Consider the following 21,272-nt stretch of genomic DNA (forward strand, 5'->3'; position numbering starts at 1 on the left):
TAGGAAATCAAAGACTATTATCATGAAAAAACTATCATTTTTATTACTAAGTTTTTGCACAATCCTGTGCATGTACGGACAAAAAGCACACGAACTTCAATCACCGGATGGTAACCTCCGGATAGTCATTAACCTTTCAGATAAGATTCAGTACGACGTGATGTACAGGAACGACATATTGCTGCAACAATGTGCTCTTCGATTGGAAGTAGGTAACCAACAATTGGGAAGCAATCCTAAACTCACAAAAGTAAGCAGAAAAAGCATAAACGAATCTCTTACACCGGTAATTCCACTAAAATATTCCATCGTATCCAACACATACAATCAACTACTACTAAAATTCAAAGGAGATTATTCTATTGAATTCCGTGCATTCAATGACGGAGTCGCCTATCGTTTCATTACAGATAAGAAAGGAATAATCGATGTGAACAGCGAAACTCTTCAGATAAACTTCCCGGAGAATTATCTGCTTCATGTGCAGCAACCGGGCGGTTTTAAAACAGCTTATGAAGAAGAGTACCGCCACATACAAAGTAATGAATGGAAAACGTCAGATCCAATGATACTCCTACCTGTACTTATAGATACACAGAAAGAATATAAAATCCTGATCAGTGAATCAGATTTGACAGACTATCCGGCTTTGTTTTTTAAGAGTAATGGCGATAACAGCATGTCTTCCATATTTCCTAAAGTTCCTCTGGAATTCGGTGAAGACGGAGACCGTAGCCTCAAAATAGAGAAAGAAGCAAGCTACATTGCCCGAACCAATGGAAAACGCAGTTTCCCCTGGCGCTACTTTGTCATCAGCACAAACGACGAACAATTAATAGAGAATACCATGACCTATCAGCTCGCACAAAAAAATGTATTGAAGGATACTTCTTGGATTAAACCGGGATTGGCAAGCTGGGAATGGTGGAATGGTGCCACCCCTTACGGAGCGGATGTAGACTTTGTAGCAGGCTGTAATCTGGATACTTATAAATATTTCATTGACTTTGCCGCCCACTATGGAATACCTTATATCCTCATGGATGAAGGCTGGGCCATGTCCACAAGAGATCCTTATACTCCCAATCCAACAGTGGATGTTCATGAACTTATCCGCTACGGTAAAGAAAAGAATGTAGGAATTGTACTTTGGCTGACATGGTTAACGGTAGAAAAGAACTTCGGTTTGTTCGAGACATTTGAAAAATGGGGTGTGAAAGGTGTCAAAATTGATTTTATGGACAGAAGCGACCAATGGATGGTAAACTATTATGAAAGAGTTGCCAAAGAAGCAGCCGAACATCATCTGTTCGTCGATTTCCACGGATCATTTAAACCGGCAGGTCTGGAATACAAATACCCCAATGTCCTTTCTTATGAAGGAGTAAGAGGTATGGAGCAAATGGGTGGATGCCAACCGGACAATAGCGTTTATCTGCCTTTCATGAGAAATGCAGTAGGCCCGATGGATTATACTCCGGGCGCTATGCTGAGTATGCAACCGGAGATCTATCGTTCCGAGCGTCCCAATTCAGCCAGTATCGGTACACGCGCTTATCAGATGGGATTATTCATTATATTCGAAAGCGGAATTCAAATGATGGCAGACAATCCAACTCTCTACTACCGTAACGACGAATGTACACGCTTCATCACCCAAGTGCCACAAACTTGGGATGAAACCATTGCTCTGAAAGCCAAAGTTGGCGAATACGCTATCGTAGCCAAACGCAAAGGAGATAAATGGTATATCGGTGGCATGACCAATAATAGAGAGCAACAACGAGACTTTGAACTAAACCTGAACTTCCTGAAAGAAGGACAAACCTACCGTATGACCTCCTTTGAAGACGGAATAAACGCTAACCGCCAAGCTATGGATTATCGTATGAAAGAGCGTACACTTAGAAAGGGAGATAAGTTAACTATAAGTCTGGCACGCAATGGTGGTTTTGCAGCTGTAATTGAATAATCTAACAGTTAATCCGGAGAAGTTTTTTGAATCTCCTCCCCCTGAGAATTACTTTAACACAAAATTATTAACAGAAATACTCAAATAAAAAATGAAACGTATTGTTTTTTTAGATTATGTACGCGTATTCGCATGTTTCCTTGTCATTTTGGTCCACGCCAGTGAAAACTTTTATGGCGCTGCCGGATCTACAGATATGGTAGGACCTCAGTCTTATTTGGCCAGTGAAACAGACCGGCTATGGGTAGCAGTTTACGACGGTTTCTCACGCATGGCAGTACCACTATTCATGATTGTTTCCGCCTTCCTCCTTGCACCGATGAAAAAAGAACAGACCACATGGCAATTTTACCGTCAGCGCTGCTTACGCATCCTGCCACCATTTTTTATTTTCATGATACTCTATAGTACCTTACCAATGTTGTGGGGAGCGATCAATGGAGAGACATCATTGAACGATATGTCGCGAATATTACTGAACTTCCCATCACAGGCCGGACACTTATGGTTTATGTATCCTTTGATCAGTCTTTATTTGTTCATACCCATCATATCACCGTGGCTGAGTAAAGCCACAAAGAAAGAAGAGCGTTTCTTCATTGGGCTATTCCTGTTATCAACATGTATGCCGTATCTCAACCGCTGGTGTGGTGAAGTATGGGGGCAATGTTTCTGGAATGAGTACCACATGCTATGGTATTTCTCAGGCTATCTGGGATACCTCGTATTGGCACATTACATACGTGTTCACCTTACATGGAACCGTTCCAAACGTCTCACCGTAGGAGGTATTCTAATGATTATCGGAGCTGTATGGACCATTTATTCATTCTATATCCAGGCTGTGCCCGGAGAAATTCTTTCCACACCTGTAATAGAAATAGGATGGGCTTTCTGTACAATCAATTGTGTGCTTCTTACAACGGGTACATTCCTTATTTTCACATGCATCAATCGCCCAAATCCCCCACGAATTCTAACAGAAGCATCAAAACTCAGCTATGGCATGTATCTCATGCATATATTCTGGCTCGGGTTGTGGGTAACAGTATTCAAACACACTCTGGCACTGCCTACCGTTGCGGCTATACCTTGTATTGCAGTGAGTACATTCATTTGCTGTTTCGTAACAGCAAAGATCATCTCATTTATACCGGGCAGTAAATGGATAATAGGATAAATATCAAATACACTTTCGCTCAGTTGGCCTCGCTTCTCAGCATGAGGGTGACCATTTATAATGGCCTATTCTGCCATTACAAATTCTATGATTGTCCGGCCTTGAGTAGCGACAATGGGGTTCTTTAAGTTATACTTAACACCATTTACCAGCATGGTGGATAGCTTACTGCCTGTTCCTACCATCTTAACATCCAATGTCCCCATCTGATAACGCAAGTCTTTAAGTTCTTTAAAACCCAAATCTTTCATCAACTTAAAGTTGGGTGCAAAAGTTACCCCCGAAGTTGAAAATGACATACCAAGCAAACCACTGAAAACCATGTTTATATACCCCGTAGCCGACCAAGTCTGATCATATACAGAATTCCATTGGCCACCCTGCTGCCAGCCTCCATCAACCTTGCCCGTATCCTCATTATATATTTCATAAAAGCAGTTATTACCCTTATTGATGGCTAAATCAGCAAGATTCATCATCTCCTTCATGAAGATGTCATCTCGTCCACTCTTGCTACAGGCATCCGCCCAAAAGCCATTGACAAATGGCCACACAATCTGATTATGGCGACCGGGATGCTCCTTTGAGAAACGTTTAAATGCTGGATAAATGGAAGGCAAACCGTATTTTCCCATATAAACTCCGTTGATGATTTTTTTTGCTTCCTGAGGAGTCACAACCTGGAACAAAATAGCTAAAGAAATACCCAATCCTTCCTGATAAGCATGCACTTTGCCATTTCCATCAATCAGATAGTTCAAACGGTTCTGTTTCTTATCATAGAGATATTTACGTATATTTTCCTTTTGGATAGAGGCCTTTTGCTTATATTCCTTAATATTCTTCTTATCTCCTAACACTCGTGCCATATCAGCCAACAACTCATATGCTCGAAAATAAATACAATTTGTGCTCAAACACTTGATAGTCTTTGATCCTGGATGGTCCAACACATAAGAAGATTTATTGGTAGGTTCGTAGATGGGCTCTTCATATCCGGCAATACCGTCGTTGAAAACCGAAGGGCCTGTGAATAGACCGTATTTCTCATCATAGGCTTCCTTCTCCAATTTCTTCATTGTATTAGCAGAAGCTATATAAGCTTGTTTCAGAAAGTTAAGATCGTTGTTTTTCAGATAGAAATCATAGGCAGCCATAACCCAGATAATCTGATCCCAGTATTGATGTCCTATCAACTTCCGGTCATCGATTGTAACACTCCAGAGAGAATAAGCGGTTTTCTCCGGTATAAGTAGACTGGCAGCATTCCAAGCATTGATGGAAACATCACGTGTCCACTCACCGCCATATTGCCCTCCGGCTTTAATCAAACTGTCAGGAGCATTTTTATATAATGTCTTAGTGGCAAGTGTAAAGGCTTTATCGACTAACGGAGTTTCCGTTGTCAGTTGCTGAGCATTTACTTCTGCCGCTATGAAAAAAGCTGAAGCTAGAACAAAAAGACTTTTCATAATATTCTCGTTATTGATATAATGTTATATACTTATTAAAAAACTGCAAACTCATAAATACGTGTGTCCTTGCCATTAGCGGCCTGTACCGGTTGAGTAACCAACAGACGCAGATAGCGTACCTTCTCAGTCTTACCCAAAGAACGGTTGATAACATTCTGCTTGTTTCCGGTTACAAAGTCCAATGTGCGCCATGCTTCATTCGGGTTATTCCGGCCTTGCAAGAAGCAGCTGCCAGTGATATAAGAATAGCTTTCCTGAGCAGCATTCACCATCTTCCAACCGCTTATTTCCTTTTCCATTCCCAAATCAAAATCAATATAGTTAGGAAGCATAGAGGTATCGCACCATTTAGTATTCTCGTTTCCATCAATGAGAAATGCAGGTTTCTCATTGTCGTTGGTATATCCCGACCAAGCAACGATATGTTCCGGTTTCAACAGATTGATCTTCAGTTCTGCTGTCTTCTGCAAGCTGGTATCATCTTCATTGGCAGTCTGGAATAAAGTAGATAGTGCTTTAACAGGTGCATATGGTTCTTCAACCAATGTAGCAGCAAAAATAACAATATCTTTATTATCGGGCAGGATAACCTCAGTTGCTTTAGCAGGGATGTCAATGGCAAACTTGAACATATAAGTAAACTCATAAGCATGATCTCCCTCAGCGGAATGGCGGTGTGTACCGACATAGGCCACTTCTGCATCTTTCAAATAGCCTTGTGTATGGCCTGTATGTCCCCATTGTCCGATGAAACCGGTATAAGAAGGAACAACAATCTCCTGCAAATTCTTCCCTGCCTGGAATACGCCTCTAACATCTTCTTCAGCAGTTGCCGCAGCAGCCAGTATATACAAACGGTTATAGGAATGTCCGGCAGGCAGTTGCAAGGTATTTCCGCTACATAACATACCATTCATTTCTTCTTTTGTTTCCAGATGGAAAGGAACACGATTAACAGTTATATCGGCAGGTATTAATTCAGCGGCATAAGAATAACCGGCTTCGAAATTAGCCTCCCAACGAAATTCGTTCCAGCTGAAACATTTACGGTCATAATTGAGAGGCAGTTGTTCGCATCGCAATTCTTCCTTCTTATTATCATTGAAACGGACTTTATAGGTCCTGATGCTGTTGGGCTGTATGGAGACTTCCAGCTGATTATCGCTGAAGTCCGCACTTCCTATACTCTTCTCCGTACCATCCGCTTCAACGGCACTTGTAATAGTTCCTGCAAATGTCAGCACTGCATTTTGTGGAGCTTTGCCACCCGTTTCGTACACACGCACCACATATTCGTCCGAACTTTCCGCTTTCTTCAAAGCTTTGATGACAACGTTACTATTGTCCGAAGATGCGAAAGAGAAGGCTTTGCCCAATGTTCCGGAATGTTTCTCGGCAGCAAAAGCCTTCAGACACTGATTCAATACTTCAGACTCCTTAACGACCTGCGCCTTGTCCAAACCGCCGGCATGTCCTACCAAACTATAAGTGAAAGTATGATATCCCAGGTCCTGACGGTCCTGATACGGATAGTTGTTCTTAGTCTCGGGTGTATGAAGCAATGTCAGGCGGAGTGTATGATTATCAGGTTTATCCCAGCCATATTTACTGTCATTCATAATAGAAACACCATAACTGCCGTCACTATCGGTTAAATCCGCCCAATATTGGGCATATACTTCATAAGCGGTCAATATATTATTACCTCTCTGAACGCTGCCTATACCCAGATCGTAGGTCGCCTTTTCATTATCAACATTCAAGGGAAATTCTGCTTTCAGCAGTGCATTCGTTGACTGCCAGTTTATCTCATTGTAAAAGTCTATACGGTCAGCCAATTCTCCCTCGTAAAGCCGGATATACTGACGGAACAACGATTTGCCATGGCGCTTTTCTATACACAAAGTCTTGCGCAGGGCACCATTCTCACACAGATTCATTTTCACGTCTTCAGTAATAGAAACAGGTGCACGGTCAATAGTCTTTTTCAGAATCTCCCAAGCTGGCCAATTATAGGATTCATTCTCAGTAAAAAGAGCCAGACGAATAGATTTGCCGTCCTTAACAAGTTCTTTATTATTTTTCTTATCGTAAAGCGAGATTATATCTCCCTGCTTATCCAATGAGATTTTATAAACAGAGTTCTCCACTGTTGTTTCTGAAACAAAAGAATCTGCCTGCTTCTGGCTTCCGGAAAGTCGGACATCATACACGGCATATCCTGTAGCAGGTACAGTTGCTTCTATCAATAAATACACAGTTCCATTCCGGTAAGAAAGTAATTGGGAAGCAACTTGCTTGCCTTCCGCATTATAAACACTGACACCTTTAGGGAATTTGGGAGCTTCAATCGCTACCTCCGCTACATCCGTAACCGGAAATCCGAGTGCATTGTAGAACACAACCGGAATCCCCTTGACGCGAGTATCCATTTTCTCAGAAACAGCCCCTACCGAAGCTGTCAGAACACCTGAAAATTGCTTTAATGAAAGCAATTCATCATTCCACGAAAACTCATAAGCACGTGGGATACTGGTACCGGTAAGGTCATCATGGAATTGGTGGAAAATGAAACGCTTCCATGCTTCTGTCAGACTTTCACCCGGATAACCGGCTATACCCAACCAATCCGCTGCTACGGCCGCTCTTTCGGCAGCATCTCCCAAAAGTTCATTCTGACGGTTATAAAGCTTCATGGCAGCTTGCGAAGTATAACATCCGGTTCCATGTACATCCATCAGCAATTCACCGTTGAAAACGGGCAATTCCGAATGTTTTTCATAAGGAAGATAATCCTTGAATAACTGATCGCTCGTTGCGCTGATTATTTCTAACGGACCGTTCCCCTTGATACCTTTCTCTACAGAACTGACAGAGCCTATTGAGGGAGAACCACCCGTATCACCCGTACCATAATAGCGATAAACCGTATTCAATGGAGTGCGCTTAGTCAGTCCCAACAATTCCTTATCTTCCGACAGGTCAATGTTATTCCAGCGCTTACCATAATCATAGCCATGAGCAAGCATAATAGAAGAACCGTCAATCCCCTTCCACAATCCAAGCATAAAAGGATGTTTACTCTCTCCATAAAAAGGATGGTTACGCCAGTCGAGTTTCTGCGAAGAAAAGCCGATGAGACCGCAATGTTTGGCAATAGTAGGCAACGTCCAGCCAAAGCCAAAACAGTCGGGCAAGAAAATATCCGTGCTTTCTGTCCCGAACTCTTTTCTGTAATATTCCTGTCCAAGCAGGATGTTACGAATGGAAGACTCAACAGAGGGTACCAGCACATCCGATGCTTCCCAACTACTGCCACTGATATGCCAGCGACCTGAACGCACAAATGCTTTGAGTTGCTCATATTCACTGGGAAAGTATTCTTTCATCCAAGCATATTTGACACCTCCTTCAAAATTGAAGATATAATCGGGATACTTCTTCAACAAAAACAGATTACGGGACAAGGTATTCCAAACATACTCTTTGATGGTGGTTTGGACATCCCAATTCCATTGAGTATCCAGGTGGGCATCTGCCACCATATAAGCTTTCGCTTTTTTCTCCGGTTTTGCACTCTGTGCATGCATACTACCTGAACAAAGCAGCGCAGATGCTAATAGGATAACTGGTAATTTCATAGTAAAATATTCTATTGTGAATAATACAGATATTTATCAATCGCAAAAATAGCGGCACTTGCCTAAAAGCATACCTATATTTATGCCATAAAAGTGTAATTACATGGCTATGGCTGTAAAACGCACAAAAAAGTCAGAAAAGTATTACTCTTTTTTCTATGCTTCCCAACCATATCCTACCATAAATCTCTATCTTTGCAATACCTAATTAGTCCGATATACAGATATGAAAAACAAACACTACTTCCCTCAAGTTTCACTGCTTATCTGCATCTTATGCTGCTTTCCGCATTTGATTCATGCATACAGTCTACGGCAATTTTCAAACAAAAACGGCTTATCCAACAGTGCTATCTTATCCCTTTACCAGGATCATCAGGGAGTCATCTGGATCGGTTCATGTGATGGTCTGAATATTTTCGACGGCACCAATATCCATGTATATAATCCTGTCAACCCGACGAAAGCCCCATTATCCGGAAACCTGATTAACGACATCATGGAGACTGAAAAGGATGTATTATGGATACAGACCAACTATGGACTGGACCGTCTGGATACCAAACTCCAGATATCCAAAAGCTTTACGGAGTTCAAAGACAAGAACTATATGGCAAAAAGCAGGGATAATGACCTTTTCATTGTAAAAGACGACGGATATATCTATTACTATCAACCGGAAAAACAACTCTTCCAAAAGTTGGAAGTACCTCAAATAGCATTCGGACACGTATTATCCACTATCATCGACAAAAACAATATTCTATGGGTATTCACTTCGAATAATGACACCCGCAGCTATCAGATAATCAAGAATAAAGAAGAGATAGCCCTCACCCCAAACAATCTTTTCAAACATTCCGAACAGTTATTATGGGCATTCGCAGAAGAAGACCTGGTCTATTTCATCGATAAGACCTACTCACTCTATGAATATGACTTCGGAAATCAACAGCAATACTTTATTGCAGATCTCAAAGCAGAAGTCGAAACACGCGGAGAAGTTTCTTCCATCATCAAACAACAAAACGACTATTACATTGGCTTCAAAAGTAGCGGATTGATCGTATTGAAATATATGTCCGATCAGAAAATAAAATACCAGATGCAAGATACAGAAATCCATTCCGGCATCTTCTGTCTGATGAAGGACAAATATCAGGATATTGTTTGGATAGGAACAGACGGACAAGGGGTATACATGTATTTCAATGATGCTTTCTCCATTACCAATACACTGCTGGATACTCCTGTATACCAGATAAACAACCCCGTACGTACCGTTTACTACGACGAGGAACAAACCTTATGGATAGGAACCAAAGGAGGAGGTATATTGCGTATCAGGAATTATTCTCCGGAAACCAATGCAGCAGTTTCTTTCGACCGGATCTCCATCAGCAACAGTACCTTAACCGACAACACCGTCTATTGCTTTGCCCCCGGTTCTGCGAACAGGCTATGGATTGGAACGGAAAACGGGCTTAACTACTATTCATACCAGAATAAACAACTGAAAGCGTTTACAGTGATAGCCGATGGAAAGAAGGTGAAATATGTACACTCCATCAACGAATTAAATGATACCACTTTATGGGTATCCACTGTAGGTGAAGGTATCGTAAAAGTTATTTTGGATAAAGCCGGTAGCTCTCCTTCCGTTAAATCGGCTACCAGAATTGTTCTGGATGACGGGCGTATGGCTTCCAATTATTTCTTTACCTCCTTCCAGGAGAATGATTCTATCCTTTGGTTCGGTAATCGTGGCTATGGAGCCTACCGGCTCAATGTCGAAACCGAACAGCTAACTCCATACAGGTTTGATAATGTAGTGAACAGTCAGACAGCCAATGATATTTTCGCCATTTATAAAAATGAGAAAGGATATTGGCTGGGAACCAGTTCCGGACTACTTCACTTCAATGAAGATTACTCACATTATCATGACAGGGCTGACCTTTTCTCAAACAACACAGTACATGGCATTTTGGAAGACCAGCAAAATAACCTTTGGATCAGCACGAATCAAGGACTGGTAAAGTTCAATCCTAAAACCAATACCGGGCAGACTTACGACCGGGAAAACGGACTGGAAGTCACTGAATTCAGTGATGGAGCTTTCTATAAAGACTCGCGGACCGAAACTTTATTCTTCGGAGGGACAAACGGATTTGTTACCGTCAAGCCTAATGCTTATATTATGGCAGACTATATGCCTCAAATAAACCTAAAGGGATTATCTATCTTCGGAAAAGAATACAATATTCATGATTTTCTCCACGACAAAAAAGGAAAGAAGATACTTCAGCTGGATTATAGCCGGAACTTCTTCTGCATCGACTTTATGGCAATAGATTATATAAATGGTAACAATTACTCTTATTCTTACAAATTGGACGAAGTAAGCAGCCAATGGATAGAAAGTGGAACATCGGCCAGCGCCATCTTCTCCAATCTTGCACCCGGACAATATACTTTGTTAGTGAAATACAAGAATAACATGAATGGAAAAGAGTGCGAACCGCAGAAACTTCTGATTCAGATTACTCCTCCCTGGTATTTAAGTAATTGGGCATATATTCTCTATTTCATATTAATCGCTTTGTTCTGCATTCTTGCTGTTTACAGGATAGTTCATCAATACCGCCGGAAGCAGCACCGCATGATTGAGAAATTGAACCGGGAAAAGAAAGAAGAAGTCTATGAATCCAAGCTGCGCTTCTTTACCAACATCACTCATGAATTCTGTACGCCACTGACGCTGATTTATGGTCCGTGCGAAAAGATACTTGCCTACCCGCAATCTGATTCGTACATCCGCAAATACGGGAAGATGATACAGCAGAATACAGAAAAACTGAATGGCTTGATTCTGGAACTGCTGGAATTCCGCAGGCTGGAAACCGGTCATAAGGTGCTTTCTATCCAAAGATTATCCGTATCAGACAAACTCCGGAACATAGCGGAATCCTTCTGTGAATTGGCTGAAAATAAGAATCTGAACTATCGGTTGGATATTGAACCGGACATTGAATGGAATACGGATATCAGTTGTTTCAGTAAGATCGTCAATAACCTGATCTCAAATGCCTTCAAATATACTCCGGAAGAAGGGAATATCACCATCGGTCTGAAAGTAGAAAACCAGCTTCTAACCCTTAATATATCCAACTCAGGAAAGGGGATAGCGAAAGAGAATCTTGCAAAGATATTCGATCGCTATAAGATATTGGATTCTTTTGAAATGAATGGCAAGAATTCACGGAATGGGCTGGGATTGGCTATTTGTAAGAATATGGTTACTCTGTTGAACGGTGAAATCAATGTCAGCAGTATTCAGAATGAGATAACTACATTTACAGTCACTTTACCGGAACTATCGCCCACTGCACAGGAAGCAGAAACACCCCAAAAAGTGTATGCAACAGGACCTCTGAATACAAATACGGAGCCCATGGAACTGGAACAGACCACTGTTAATTTTGACACTTCCAAGCACACGGTTATGATCATTGACGACGATCCTTCTATGTTATGGTTCGTCTCGGAAATATTTGTAGATAAATACAATGTATTATCTTTCAATAACGCTGCAGAAGCTTTGACCAGCCTGGAACTGAAGCAGCCGGATCTGATTATTTCAGATGTGATGATGCCTGAAATAGACGGGCTTTCCTTTGCCCAGAAAATCAAGCAAAACAAGTTATGGAGCCATATTCCACTCATTCTACTGTCTGCCCTTCATCACGAAGACGATCAGGTGAAAGGCATTGAGGCTGGTGCAGAAGTGTATGTGACGAAACCTTTCAATGTAAAATACTTAGAGAAAGTAGTCTACCGATTGATTAAAAGAGAATCGGACCTGAAAGAATATTATAGTTCCATATTCAGTTCATTCAAAGTGGAAAACGGGAACTGTATCCACAAAGAAGATCAGGAATTCCTGGATAAGGTGATAGAAACCATAGAAAAGAATATCACAAACCCTGACTTATCCGTTGAACTATTGAGCAGTGACCTGGGCTATAGCACCCGTCAGTTCTACCGTAAATTAAAACCTATAACAGACAAATCTCCTGCTGATATCATCAAAGAATATCGCCTCACAATGGCCGAGCGACTGTTGCTGACAAAGAACTATACCATTGAGGAAATTATGGACAAGACAGGTTTCAATAACCGCGGAACGTTCTATAAGTTATTCTCCCAGCGTTTCGGTATGCCACCACGCCAATATAGGGAACAGCAGAAGGATAGTGTGAAGAAAGAATTGACAGATATGGATTCTATCAACGAATAGCGTCACTGGATAAGAATAAAAAAGGGAAGCTTTACTTCCCTTTTACAATCCTCTTAATATCATTCAATTTATTCAATGCCTCCAGCGGGGTCAGATTATTCACATCTAAATTCAAAATCTCGTCACGTATCTGGCAGAGCACAGGATCTTCTAGCTGGAAAAAGCTAAGCTGCATACCGCCACGCGTCTCTCCTACTTCCGCCATCGGCTTACTTGCAATACCTTGCTGACGATTGTCCGCCTCAAGCTGTTTCAGAATGTCATTCGCACGTTTTACGATACTTTTCGGCATACCTGCCATCTTTGCCACATGGATACCAAAGGAGTGTTCACTACCGCCACGTTCCAGTTTACGCAGGAAAATGACCTTATTATCCACCTCCTTAACGGAAACATTGTAGTTCTTGATACGCTTGAAGCTTTTCTCCATCTCGTTCAACTCGTGATAGTGCGTAGCAAACAACGTACGTGCCTTGGCTTTAGGGTGTTCATGGATATGCTCTACAATTGCCCAGGCAATAGAAATACCGTCGTACGTAGACGTACCTCGTCCCAACTCGTCAAAAAGCACCAGACTGCGCGAAGAAAGGTTATTCAAAATATCAGCCGCCTCGTTCATTTCCACCATGAAAGTAGACTCTCCGACAGAGATATTATCACTGGCACCTACACGGGTAAATATCTTATCTACCAAACCGATATGTGCACTCTCAGCAGGTACGAAGCTGCCAATCTGCGCCAGTAGCGTTATCAACGCCGTCTGTCTCAGCAATGCAGACTTACCCGCCATGTTCGGACCGGTAATGATGATGATCTGTTGCGAGCTACTATCCAGCACCACATCATTGGCAATGTACTTCTCTCCTATGGGAAGTTGCTTCTCGATAACCGGATGTCGTCCCTGGCGGATATCCAGAACATCGTTATCTTCGATGACAGGACGTATATAGTTATTCTCACGTGCCACATTGGCAAAAGACAGCAAACAGTCCAGACGCGCGATCTGGTTTGCATTCACCTGAATGGCAGGAATAAACTCACTTAGAGCCTGCACCAATTCCATGTAGAGCTGGGTTTCCAGTATCAATATCTTATCTTCGGCGCCGAGAATTTTCTCTTCGTACTCTTTCAGCTCTTGTGTAATGTAACGTTCGGCATTGGCCAAGGTCTGTTTACGTATCCACTCCTGTGGTACCTTATCCTTATGTGTATTGCGCACTTCAATATAGTAACCGAATACATTGTTGTAACCAATTTTCAGACTGGGAATTTCAGTCAGTTCACTTTCCCGTTGCTGTATCTGTAGCAGATAATCTTTACCGGAATAAGCTATCTGGCGTAATTCATCCAATTCGGCATTGACGCCTGACTTCATAACACCACCTTTGTTTATCAGCAACGGAGGATCATTATTAATCTCTTTTTCAATGCGGTCACGAATGGACTTACAGATATTCAGTTGTTCACCGATACGGTTCAGACTAGCATTATCCGCCTCCAGACAAGCTTCCTTAATAGGCTCAATAGCCTGCAAAGCTACCTTTAATGCAACTACTTCACGAGGAGAAACACGTCCTACAGCCACTTTAGAGATGATACGTTCCAGATCACCTATCAAATGCAACTGTTCTTCGATCAGTTCTTTGAAATCCGGCTGACGGAAAAAATATTCCACTACATTCAAGCGTTCATTGATAGGCAGTACATCTTTCAACGGAAACACCAACCAGCGCTTCAGCAAACGGGCACCCATCGGACTGATAGTCTTATCAATCACGTTCAGCAAGCTGCTGCCTCCATCATTCATGCTGCCTATCAGCTCAAGGCTACGGACCGTGAATTTATCCAGACGGACGTATTTATCTTCTTCAATACGTGCCAAAGAAGTGATATGCCCGATTTGGGTATGCTGCGTCATAATGAGATATTGCAGGATGGCTCCCGAAGCGATGATACCATTCTTGAGATGCTCTACACCAAAACCTTTCAGATTCTTCGTTTCAAAATGCTTCAGAAGTTTCTCCCGGGCGGTGGTCTCTGTAAATACCCAGTCGTCTAGTTCGAAAGTAAAGAACTTACTTCCGAAATTTCCCTCGAACATCCCCCGCTTACCACGTTCAAAAAGTACTTCTTTGGGCGCGAAGTTATTCAATAGCTTGTCTACATAGTCGAAAGGCCCTTCTGCTGTAAGAAACTCACCCGTAGATATATCGAGAAATGCCACACCGCACGTTCCCTTACCAAAATGTACGGCAGCCAGGAAGTTATTCTCCCGGTAATTCAGTATATTATCATTGATGGAAACACCGGGAGTTACCAGTTCCGTAATACCCCGCTTCACCAGTTTCTTGGTCATTTTCGGGTCTTCCAACTGGTCACAGATGGCTACACGCTTCCCGGCACGTACCAGTTTAGGCAGATACGTATCCAGTGCATGATGAGGGAATCCCGCCATTTCAACAGTCTTTCCTTTACCATTGGCACGCTTAGTCAGGGTAATTCCCAGGATTTCGGCTGCAACAACAGCATCAGTAGAATAAGTTTCATAGAAGTCGCCGCAACGAAACAGCATAACGGCATCAGGATGCTTGGCTTTCAGGTCCAAGAACTGTTTCATCATCGGGGTAAGGACAATATCTTCTTCGCTCACAGTAGTTGTTCTTTATAAATTTATTAATATGCAAAAGTGCAGCTATTTTCGCAGCCATGCAAAGATAATTCTTTTTTAGAAAACAAGTACTGGGGGGACTCAAATCCTTAGTAAGCCTTAACAAAAACAACAGTTTTACTAAAACATGTTATAAAACACTCTTTTTTATTTGTTTTATTTGCAGATATCTCAGAAGTCCGTATCTTTGCACTGTGTTTTTCATAGTATTAGATTTAAGGTTAACAAAGGTTGGAGTACAGCGGTACTCCTTTTTTTATGCCCATACTTTACAGGGAGGTTCACAAAAATACCATTTTGATTGAAGTATTGCCAATAATACCCTATTTTTGCAATCGCCACCAAAGAAAATACCTTGTAACATTATGGAAAACAGAATTCATCGTACAGAAATTCAGATATATGTATCCCCCTTTCTCATTGTCATCTTCCTATTAATGAGCATTTCCTCATATGCACAGCAAATAATAGCCAAACAAATGCCTTTTCTGGAGCAGCTGCCTTCCAATGAAGTAATAGACTTACATCAGGATCAGAATGGGTTCATCTGGTTAGGAACTAAAAACGGCTTAGGACGATATGACGGATACCAACTCCAGACTTTCAAATCAGACTTTAACCAGCCTCATTTATTAACCGATGACTTCATCTGGTGTTTTGCTGAAGATGATAATTGCCTGCTGGTAGGAACAAGACAGGGGGTTAATTTGGTGGATAAAAGCAACTATCAGATACGGCCATTCCCAGATACAGAAATCCAGAATACATGGATAAACTTCATGTTGGTAGATAGCCGGAAAGAACTATGGATATGTACCCGTAATCAGGTTTCTCACTATAATTCAGACTATTCATTGAAGAAGCGCTACGGAAATTTGATCCCGGCGGTTCCCAATAATGGTATAAACTCAATATATGAAGATCATTTCGGCAATATATGGGTATGCACATGGGGAGGAGGTTTATATAAGTATCTCAAGAATACAGATACATTTATGAGTTTCCCTACACTCGGAGCGAATAATAATCCGTTTAAAATATTTCAGGACAAAGATGACCAATATTGGATATTGACTTGGGGAGACGGTATCTACCGTTTTCATCCGGATGCAACAGAGGATAGAATGTACACGCATCAAGAAATCTTCAATGAAAAACTGCACCAGCCTGAAACCGCCTTCTTCAGTGTAGTACAAGATGATGTTTACGGCTATATATGGATATTCGGCTACCACGAACTTTATGCTTTCAAAGTGGCGGACGGACATCTGGAAAAAGTGGACCTCAGCTCGTATATGTTCGATTATAACAAAATGTTCAGCCAGATCATCAAAGACAGGGAAGGCAACCTTTGGGCCGGGGCCTATGACAGCGGGTATCACTTGCTAATGGGAAATCCTGCCATAGCTAATAACTTCTTGCCCAAACTGAAAAGACATGTAGGTTTCGACACGAATATAACCACTCTGGGTATTGACCCCAACAACGGGCTCTGGTTCAATCAGGAACGTTGGGGACTCTGCTGGTATGACATAGAACAAGATAAATTCTATGACTACTCGAATACAAATTCCGGAGTGCATAATATAGGATATATCCTCCGTTCGAAACAGCCGGGAGAATTCTGGCTGGGATGCAGAGACCAACCCACCCTCTACAAGGCAAAACTAAACAGTAAAAGAGAAATTGAGTACCTACTGGCAAAGGACTTATATACACCAAAAGGAACTACTGGCAACATTACATCCATGTATGAAGACAGTAAGGGGAATTTATGGGTAGCTACCACCGGACAGCTCTATCTAAAACCGGACAGCAAAGACTTTATCATCCCCGAATTCTCTCTGCCCAACATTACATCTATTGCAGAAGACAGACACGGTAACATCTGGTTAGCAACCGAAGATTCCGGTTTACATAAGGTTTCTTTAGGGGATAAACTGAAACCGATTAAACAATACTCAACCCAGAATTCATCCTTACCCAGTAACAATATTGACAAGATAGTGATCCAGGAAAATCATTTATGGATTGCCACTACTCAAGGTTCCATCCTGCAAATGGATCTCAACTCAGAGATAATGAAGGACTTCAGCAACTCATGCGGAATGACCGGACAGTCTATTTTAGGGATGAAACATGACAGGAATACCCTTTGGATACTAACAAACCGACAATTGACTGCCTATGATATCCAGTCAGATAGATACATTCATTATTCAAATTCAGACGAATCCGTTCAGATAAACTCGTTCAAGAAGGACGTCATAGACTTGTTCAACGGCAAGCTTTATGCCGGTGGGCATGGTGGCTTTGTATCGATGGCTTCCTCAAAATTCCCATCTAAGAAGATCAATTCCAATCCGGTCATCATAACAGATATCAAAGTATCCAATAATTCTTTCTTCTTCAATCCCCAACGCCAGTCGAATGATTTATCAACCCGAAGCATCTGGTTGGAGCCCGAAGATAACAATCTTGAAATCTTCTTCTCCGCTCTTCAATTTACAGCAACGTCGAGAATAAGATACGCCTACAAGATGGATGGTGTGGACAAAGAGTGGGTATACACCGAAACCGGTAATCGGTCGGCTTTCTACAATAAAATTCCTAAAGGATATCATACTTTCAAGGTACGCTCTACAGATGAATACGGCTACTGGAAAGACGACGTCACAGAACTACGTATCTATAAAAAGCCGGCTTGGTACGAAACATGGTGGGCATACGGTACCTATATAACTCTCATCATTCTGATCCTTTATTCCATCATGTTCTATTACCTGCACAGGATAAGACGGTCCGACCAGGTTAGATTCCAGAAAGAACTGACCAAGACTAAACTGGAATATTTCACCCATATAAGTCATGAACTGCTCACCCCGCTCACTACCATCAGCTGCGTAGCAGATGATTTGGAAGAAACAAAGGCATCTCCACAGGAAGATGTACATATATTGAAAAGTAATGTGCTCCGCTTAAAACGCTTAATCCAGCAAGTGCTAGATTTTCGGAAAGTAGAAAACGACTCGTTTGTACTCACCCCTACCTATGGCAATATCAGCAGCTTCATCCGTGAAATCTACCATACAGGCATACGACCGATCATTGAAAAGAAAAACCTTCATTTCAGTCTTCATCTGGAAGAAAAAGACATTTGGGGATATATGGACTTTGACAAAATAGACAAGGTTCTGTACAATATACTCTCGAATGCGGCCAAATATACACCTGCCGATAAAAAAGTAGAGCTGAATGTATCGACTCTGCAAAAGGATAATTCCCGATTCCTCCGGATAGAGGTACAGGATGAAGGAATCGGCATAGACCAGAAAGAAATATCCAAGATATTCACTCCATTCTATGTGAACAAAACAGCTTATGCACCTCAATCAAACGGTGTAGGGCTTTCATTAACCAAGAAACTGGTGACCTTACATAAAGGAGACATCCAGGTAGAAAGCAGCATCGGAGAAGGTTCCAGATTCACTGTTCTAATCCCTATCGACCGGAATTATTATCCGGAAATAAAGGACATTATCGAAACCAGTGAAATACCGTCAACAGTACCGAATGAAGCAACAGAAGATACAGAAGAGAAAGAAGATACGATATTATTGGTAGATGACAATGAAGAGTTCCTGCTATTGATGAAAAGAAAGTTGGCAACACACTACAATATACTCACTGCTACGAATGGAAAAAAAGCATTGGAAATTGTAAGAAGCGAAGACGTAGACCTGATGGTCAGCGACTATATGATGCCCGAAATGGATGGAATCGAGCTCTGTGCAACAATGAAACAGGACATCAACACCAGCCATATACCGGTATTGATGCTTACGGCAAAAAGTTCAGTGGAAGACCAAGTGAGATGTTTCAATGCAGGAGCAAACGGATACCTGACGAAACCATTCGATATGAAAATGCTTAATGCACGCATTGACAATCTGATGAAATCCAACCAGAAGCGACAAGAGAAGTTCAGAGTCGATACGGAAATCAATGTTGTAGCACTGGAATATCAGAGTACTGACGAGCAGTTCCTGGAAAAAGCCATCGAATGTATAGAGCAACATCTGATTGAAACCGAATTTGATATAGATACTTTTGCCTCTGAACTCAACGTTTCCAAGTCCACTCTAAATAGAAAAATGAAAGCAATGACCGGTCTCTCCCCAGTAGAGTTTATTCGAAACATCCGGCTTAAACATGCATGTACACTCCTGAAAAAGCCTTTCATTAATGTCTCCGAGGTTGCCTATGCGGTTGGTTTCAGCAATCCAAAGTATTTCACGAAGTGTTTTAAAAAGGAATTTGACGTGACGCCTACCGAATATCAGAAAAAGGAAGAAGATAAATAAACGACTTACCCGTTGGCGGAGTTTATTGCTCATCATTTTATTCCTTTCATTTTCCGTTTTGAATTCCTCCAACCAATTGCTACTTTATTATTTGCTTTCCCCTATACTACAACAAAATCCCTCTCCAGCAACAAGTGTATTTTTGACGCAGTTAAGGTATACAAATAACGCATTCCCCGCTCTGTACCCCTTTCTGCTTCATTTGAGTACTCCTCCCTGTTCTTTTCTATATTTATTTGCATCGGCCTTAAAGACCGTAAATCAACAACAAGGATAAAGAGTTTCAGTGACCAATCCTTTTAATAATAATATATATGAAAGACAAATTTCTTAAATCAATCCAAAGAAAAAGCTGGCTGTTGCTGGCCCTGTTCTTCATCAGCAGTTGTAGCAATGAAGACATCGTGAAACATCCCGTCATCACCAACAAGTATGATCCCTCAAAGCCTCAGGCACTGACCGGCTTTATCCCGGAAAAAGGAGGAATAGGTGACAAAATCATTGTTCAGGGAAACTTCGGTACAGACCTATCCAAGATGAAAGTGATCTTTGCCGATACCAAAGAGGCTAACATCATATCAAGTGACGGAACTTCTATTTACTGTACCGTACCAAAACAACCAGGCGGTAATAATTCTGTTAAAGTCGTTGTAGGCGATAAAGAGCTTACCATCGACAAGACATTTGCCTACACGCAGGTACAGAAAGTTTCTACAGTTTGCGGAACCTACAATAAAAGAGGAGATACCGATGGAAACATCTACGATGCACTATTCAATAATGTATTTGCTGTCGGTATAGTGGCAGGAGATAACATTGTAGCAGTAGAGTCGGATAAACAACGGGTACGCCTGATTTCAGAGAGCGAGAACCTGGTTACAACCCTGATAAGCGGATTCAAAGCAGGTAAACCTGCAATCAATAAAACCCGTGATAAAATGTACTTTATTGATGTCAAATCAGCTAAAGTATATATCCTGCGCCGTGAAAATAGCTGGCAGCCGGAGCTATTGCGCGAAGGTATCACCGAATTATCCGCCAACAATGGTGAAACCTGGTCCTGCATTATTGACGATGAAGAAAAATACCTCTATACAAGAAATCACCTGGGGATCTTCGTACGTATCAATCTGACAGAAAAAGATGATAGCGGACAGTACAAAGTAGAAAAACTCCTTGAACACCGCTGGGACTTTGAAGCTTGGGTTTCCGACCATTGTAGCTATCTGGCTTATAGCCGTGTAGAAGATTGCTTCTATTTTGCAGAAGACAGGACACATGCTGTATACCGGATTAAACAGAACGCTGACGGCACATGGTCGGACGAAAGATATGCCGGAAACGGCTGGCCTAATCAAACCAATACGGAAGGTTATCGGGAAGACATACAGTTTGCCTGGCCAAATGGAGTAACTGTTGACAATGAGGGCAACATATATGTAGTAAACGCAGGCGGACAATCCATCCGAAAGATATCCTACCCGGATGGCTACGTAACAATTGCTGCTGGTGGCACCATGTCGGGCGAGACTGAAACAGACGGACTCCCACTGGAATGTACATTCCTATATCCCAAAGATATAGCTATGGATTCTGAAGAAAACTTCTATATAGCCGGAGGTGCAGGATTGAATGTGCGTAAACTCGCTATAGAATAAACTCCTTCCCGTAA

8 protein-coding genes are annotated in these 21,272 nt (G+C 41.8%); 5 read left to right on the forward strand and 3 right to left on the reverse strand.

Annotated features, from left to right (window positions below; genetic code table 11):
• Positions 1 to 22: 22 nt before the first annotated feature.
• Positions 23 to 1,972 carry a glycoside hydrolase family 97 protein gene (locus tag K429_RS0110085; protein WP_026366815.1) on the forward strand — a complete coding sequence of 650 codons (1,950 nt, stop codon included), beginning with the start codon at positions 23 to 25 and terminating at the stop codon, positions 1,970 to 1,972.
• Positions 1,973 to 2,063: 91 nt separating this feature from the next.
• Complete coding sequence (locus K429_RS0110090; RefSeq protein WP_022209628.1) at positions 2,064 to 3,152, forward strand: acyltransferase; 1,089 nt, start codon at positions 2,064 to 2,066, stop codon at positions 3,150 to 3,152.
• A gap of 65 nt (positions 3,153 to 3,217) precedes the next feature.
• On the opposite strand, the gene K429_RS0110095 is transcribed toward K429_RS0110090, so the two are convergent.
• Both K429_RS0110095 and K429_RS0110100 read right to left on the reverse strand, forming a co-directional pair.
• Positions 3,218 to 4,624: a hypothetical protein gene (locus K429_RS0110095; protein ID WP_026366816.1), complete on the reverse strand. Its 1,407-nt coding sequence runs from the start codon at positions 4,622 to 4,624 to the stop codon at positions 3,218 to 3,220.
• A 35-nt stretch (positions 4,625 to 4,659) separates the two neighbouring features.
• Positions 4,660 to 8,268 (reverse strand): glycoside hydrolase family 38 C-terminal domain-containing protein, encoded by a 3,609-nt coding sequence (locus tag K429_RS0110100; protein WP_026366817.1) that lies wholly within the window; start codon positions 8,266 to 8,268, stop codon positions 4,660 to 4,662.
• 226 nt (positions 8,269 to 8,494) lie between these two features.
• On the opposite strand from K429_RS0110100, the gene K429_RS0110105 reads away from it, so the two are divergent.
• Entirely contained in the window at positions 8,495 to 12,568 is a 4,074-nt protein-coding gene (locus K429_RS0110105; RefSeq protein WP_026366818.1) for a hybrid sensor histidine kinase/response regulator transcription factor, read from the forward strand.
• 31 nt (positions 12,569 to 12,599) lie between these two features.
• Here K429_RS0110105 and mutS read toward each other — a convergent pair whose 3' ends face one another.
• Positions 12,600 to 15,188 carry a DNA mismatch repair protein MutS gene (gene mutS / locus K429_RS0110110; RefSeq protein WP_033160351.1) on the reverse strand — a complete coding sequence of 863 codons (2,589 nt, stop codon included), beginning with the start codon at positions 15,186 to 15,188 and terminating at the stop codon, positions 12,600 to 12,602.
• Positions 15,189 to 15,601: 413 nt separating this feature from the next.
• Here mutS and K429_RS0110115 point away from each other — a divergent pair, with 413 nt between their 5' ends.
• Together K429_RS0110115 and K429_RS0110120 are read left to right on the forward strand one after the other, a co-directional pair.
• A complete protein-coding gene (locus K429_RS0110115) occupies positions 15,602 to 19,600 on the forward strand; it encodes a hybrid sensor histidine kinase/response regulator transcription factor (protein WP_026366819.1) in 3,999 nt (1,332 codons plus the stop codon).
• A 314-nt stretch (positions 19,601 to 19,914) separates the two neighbouring features.
• Positions 19,915 to 21,258: an IPT/TIG domain-containing protein gene (locus K429_RS0110120; protein ID WP_007216600.1), complete on the forward strand. Its 1,344-nt coding sequence runs from the start codon at positions 19,915 to 19,917 to the stop codon at positions 21,256 to 21,258.
• Positions 21,259 to 21,272: the final 14 nt, after the last annotated feature.

Source organism: Bacteroides sp. 14(A) (assembly GCF_000526555.1).
GTDB lineage: Bacteria > Bacteroidota > Bacteroidia > Bacteroidales > Bacteroidaceae > Bacteroides > Bacteroides cellulosilyticus.

Coding starts and splice junctions, on each gene's coding strand:
- K429_RS0110085 (WP_026366815.1), top strand. CDS start 23: ATGAAAAAACTATCATTTTTATTACTAAGTTTTTGCACAATCCTGTGC.
- K429_RS0110090 (WP_022209628.1), top strand. CDS start 2,064: ATGAAACGTATTGTTTTTTTAGATTATGTACGCGTATTCGCATGTTTC.
- K429_RS0110095 (WP_026366816.1), bottom strand. CDS start 4,624: ATGAAAAGTCTTTTTGTTCTAGCTTCAGCTTTTTTCATAGCGGCAGAA.
- K429_RS0110100 (WP_026366817.1), bottom strand. CDS start 8,268: ATGAAATTACCAGTTATCCTATTAGCATCTGCGCTGCTTTGTTCAGGT.
- K429_RS0110105 (WP_026366818.1), top strand. CDS start 8,495: ATGAAAAACAAACACTACTTCCCTCAAGTTTCACTGCTTATCTGCATC.
- mutS (WP_033160351.1), bottom strand. CDS start 15,188: ATGATGAAACAGTTCTTGGACCTGAAAGCCAAGCATCCTGATGCCGTT.
- K429_RS0110115 (WP_026366819.1), top strand. CDS start 15,602: ATGGAAAACAGAATTCATCGTACAGAAATTCAGATATATGTATCCCCC.
- K429_RS0110120 (WP_007216600.1), top strand. CDS start 19,915: ATGAAAGACAAATTTCTTAAATCAATCCAAAGAAAAAGCTGGCTGTTG.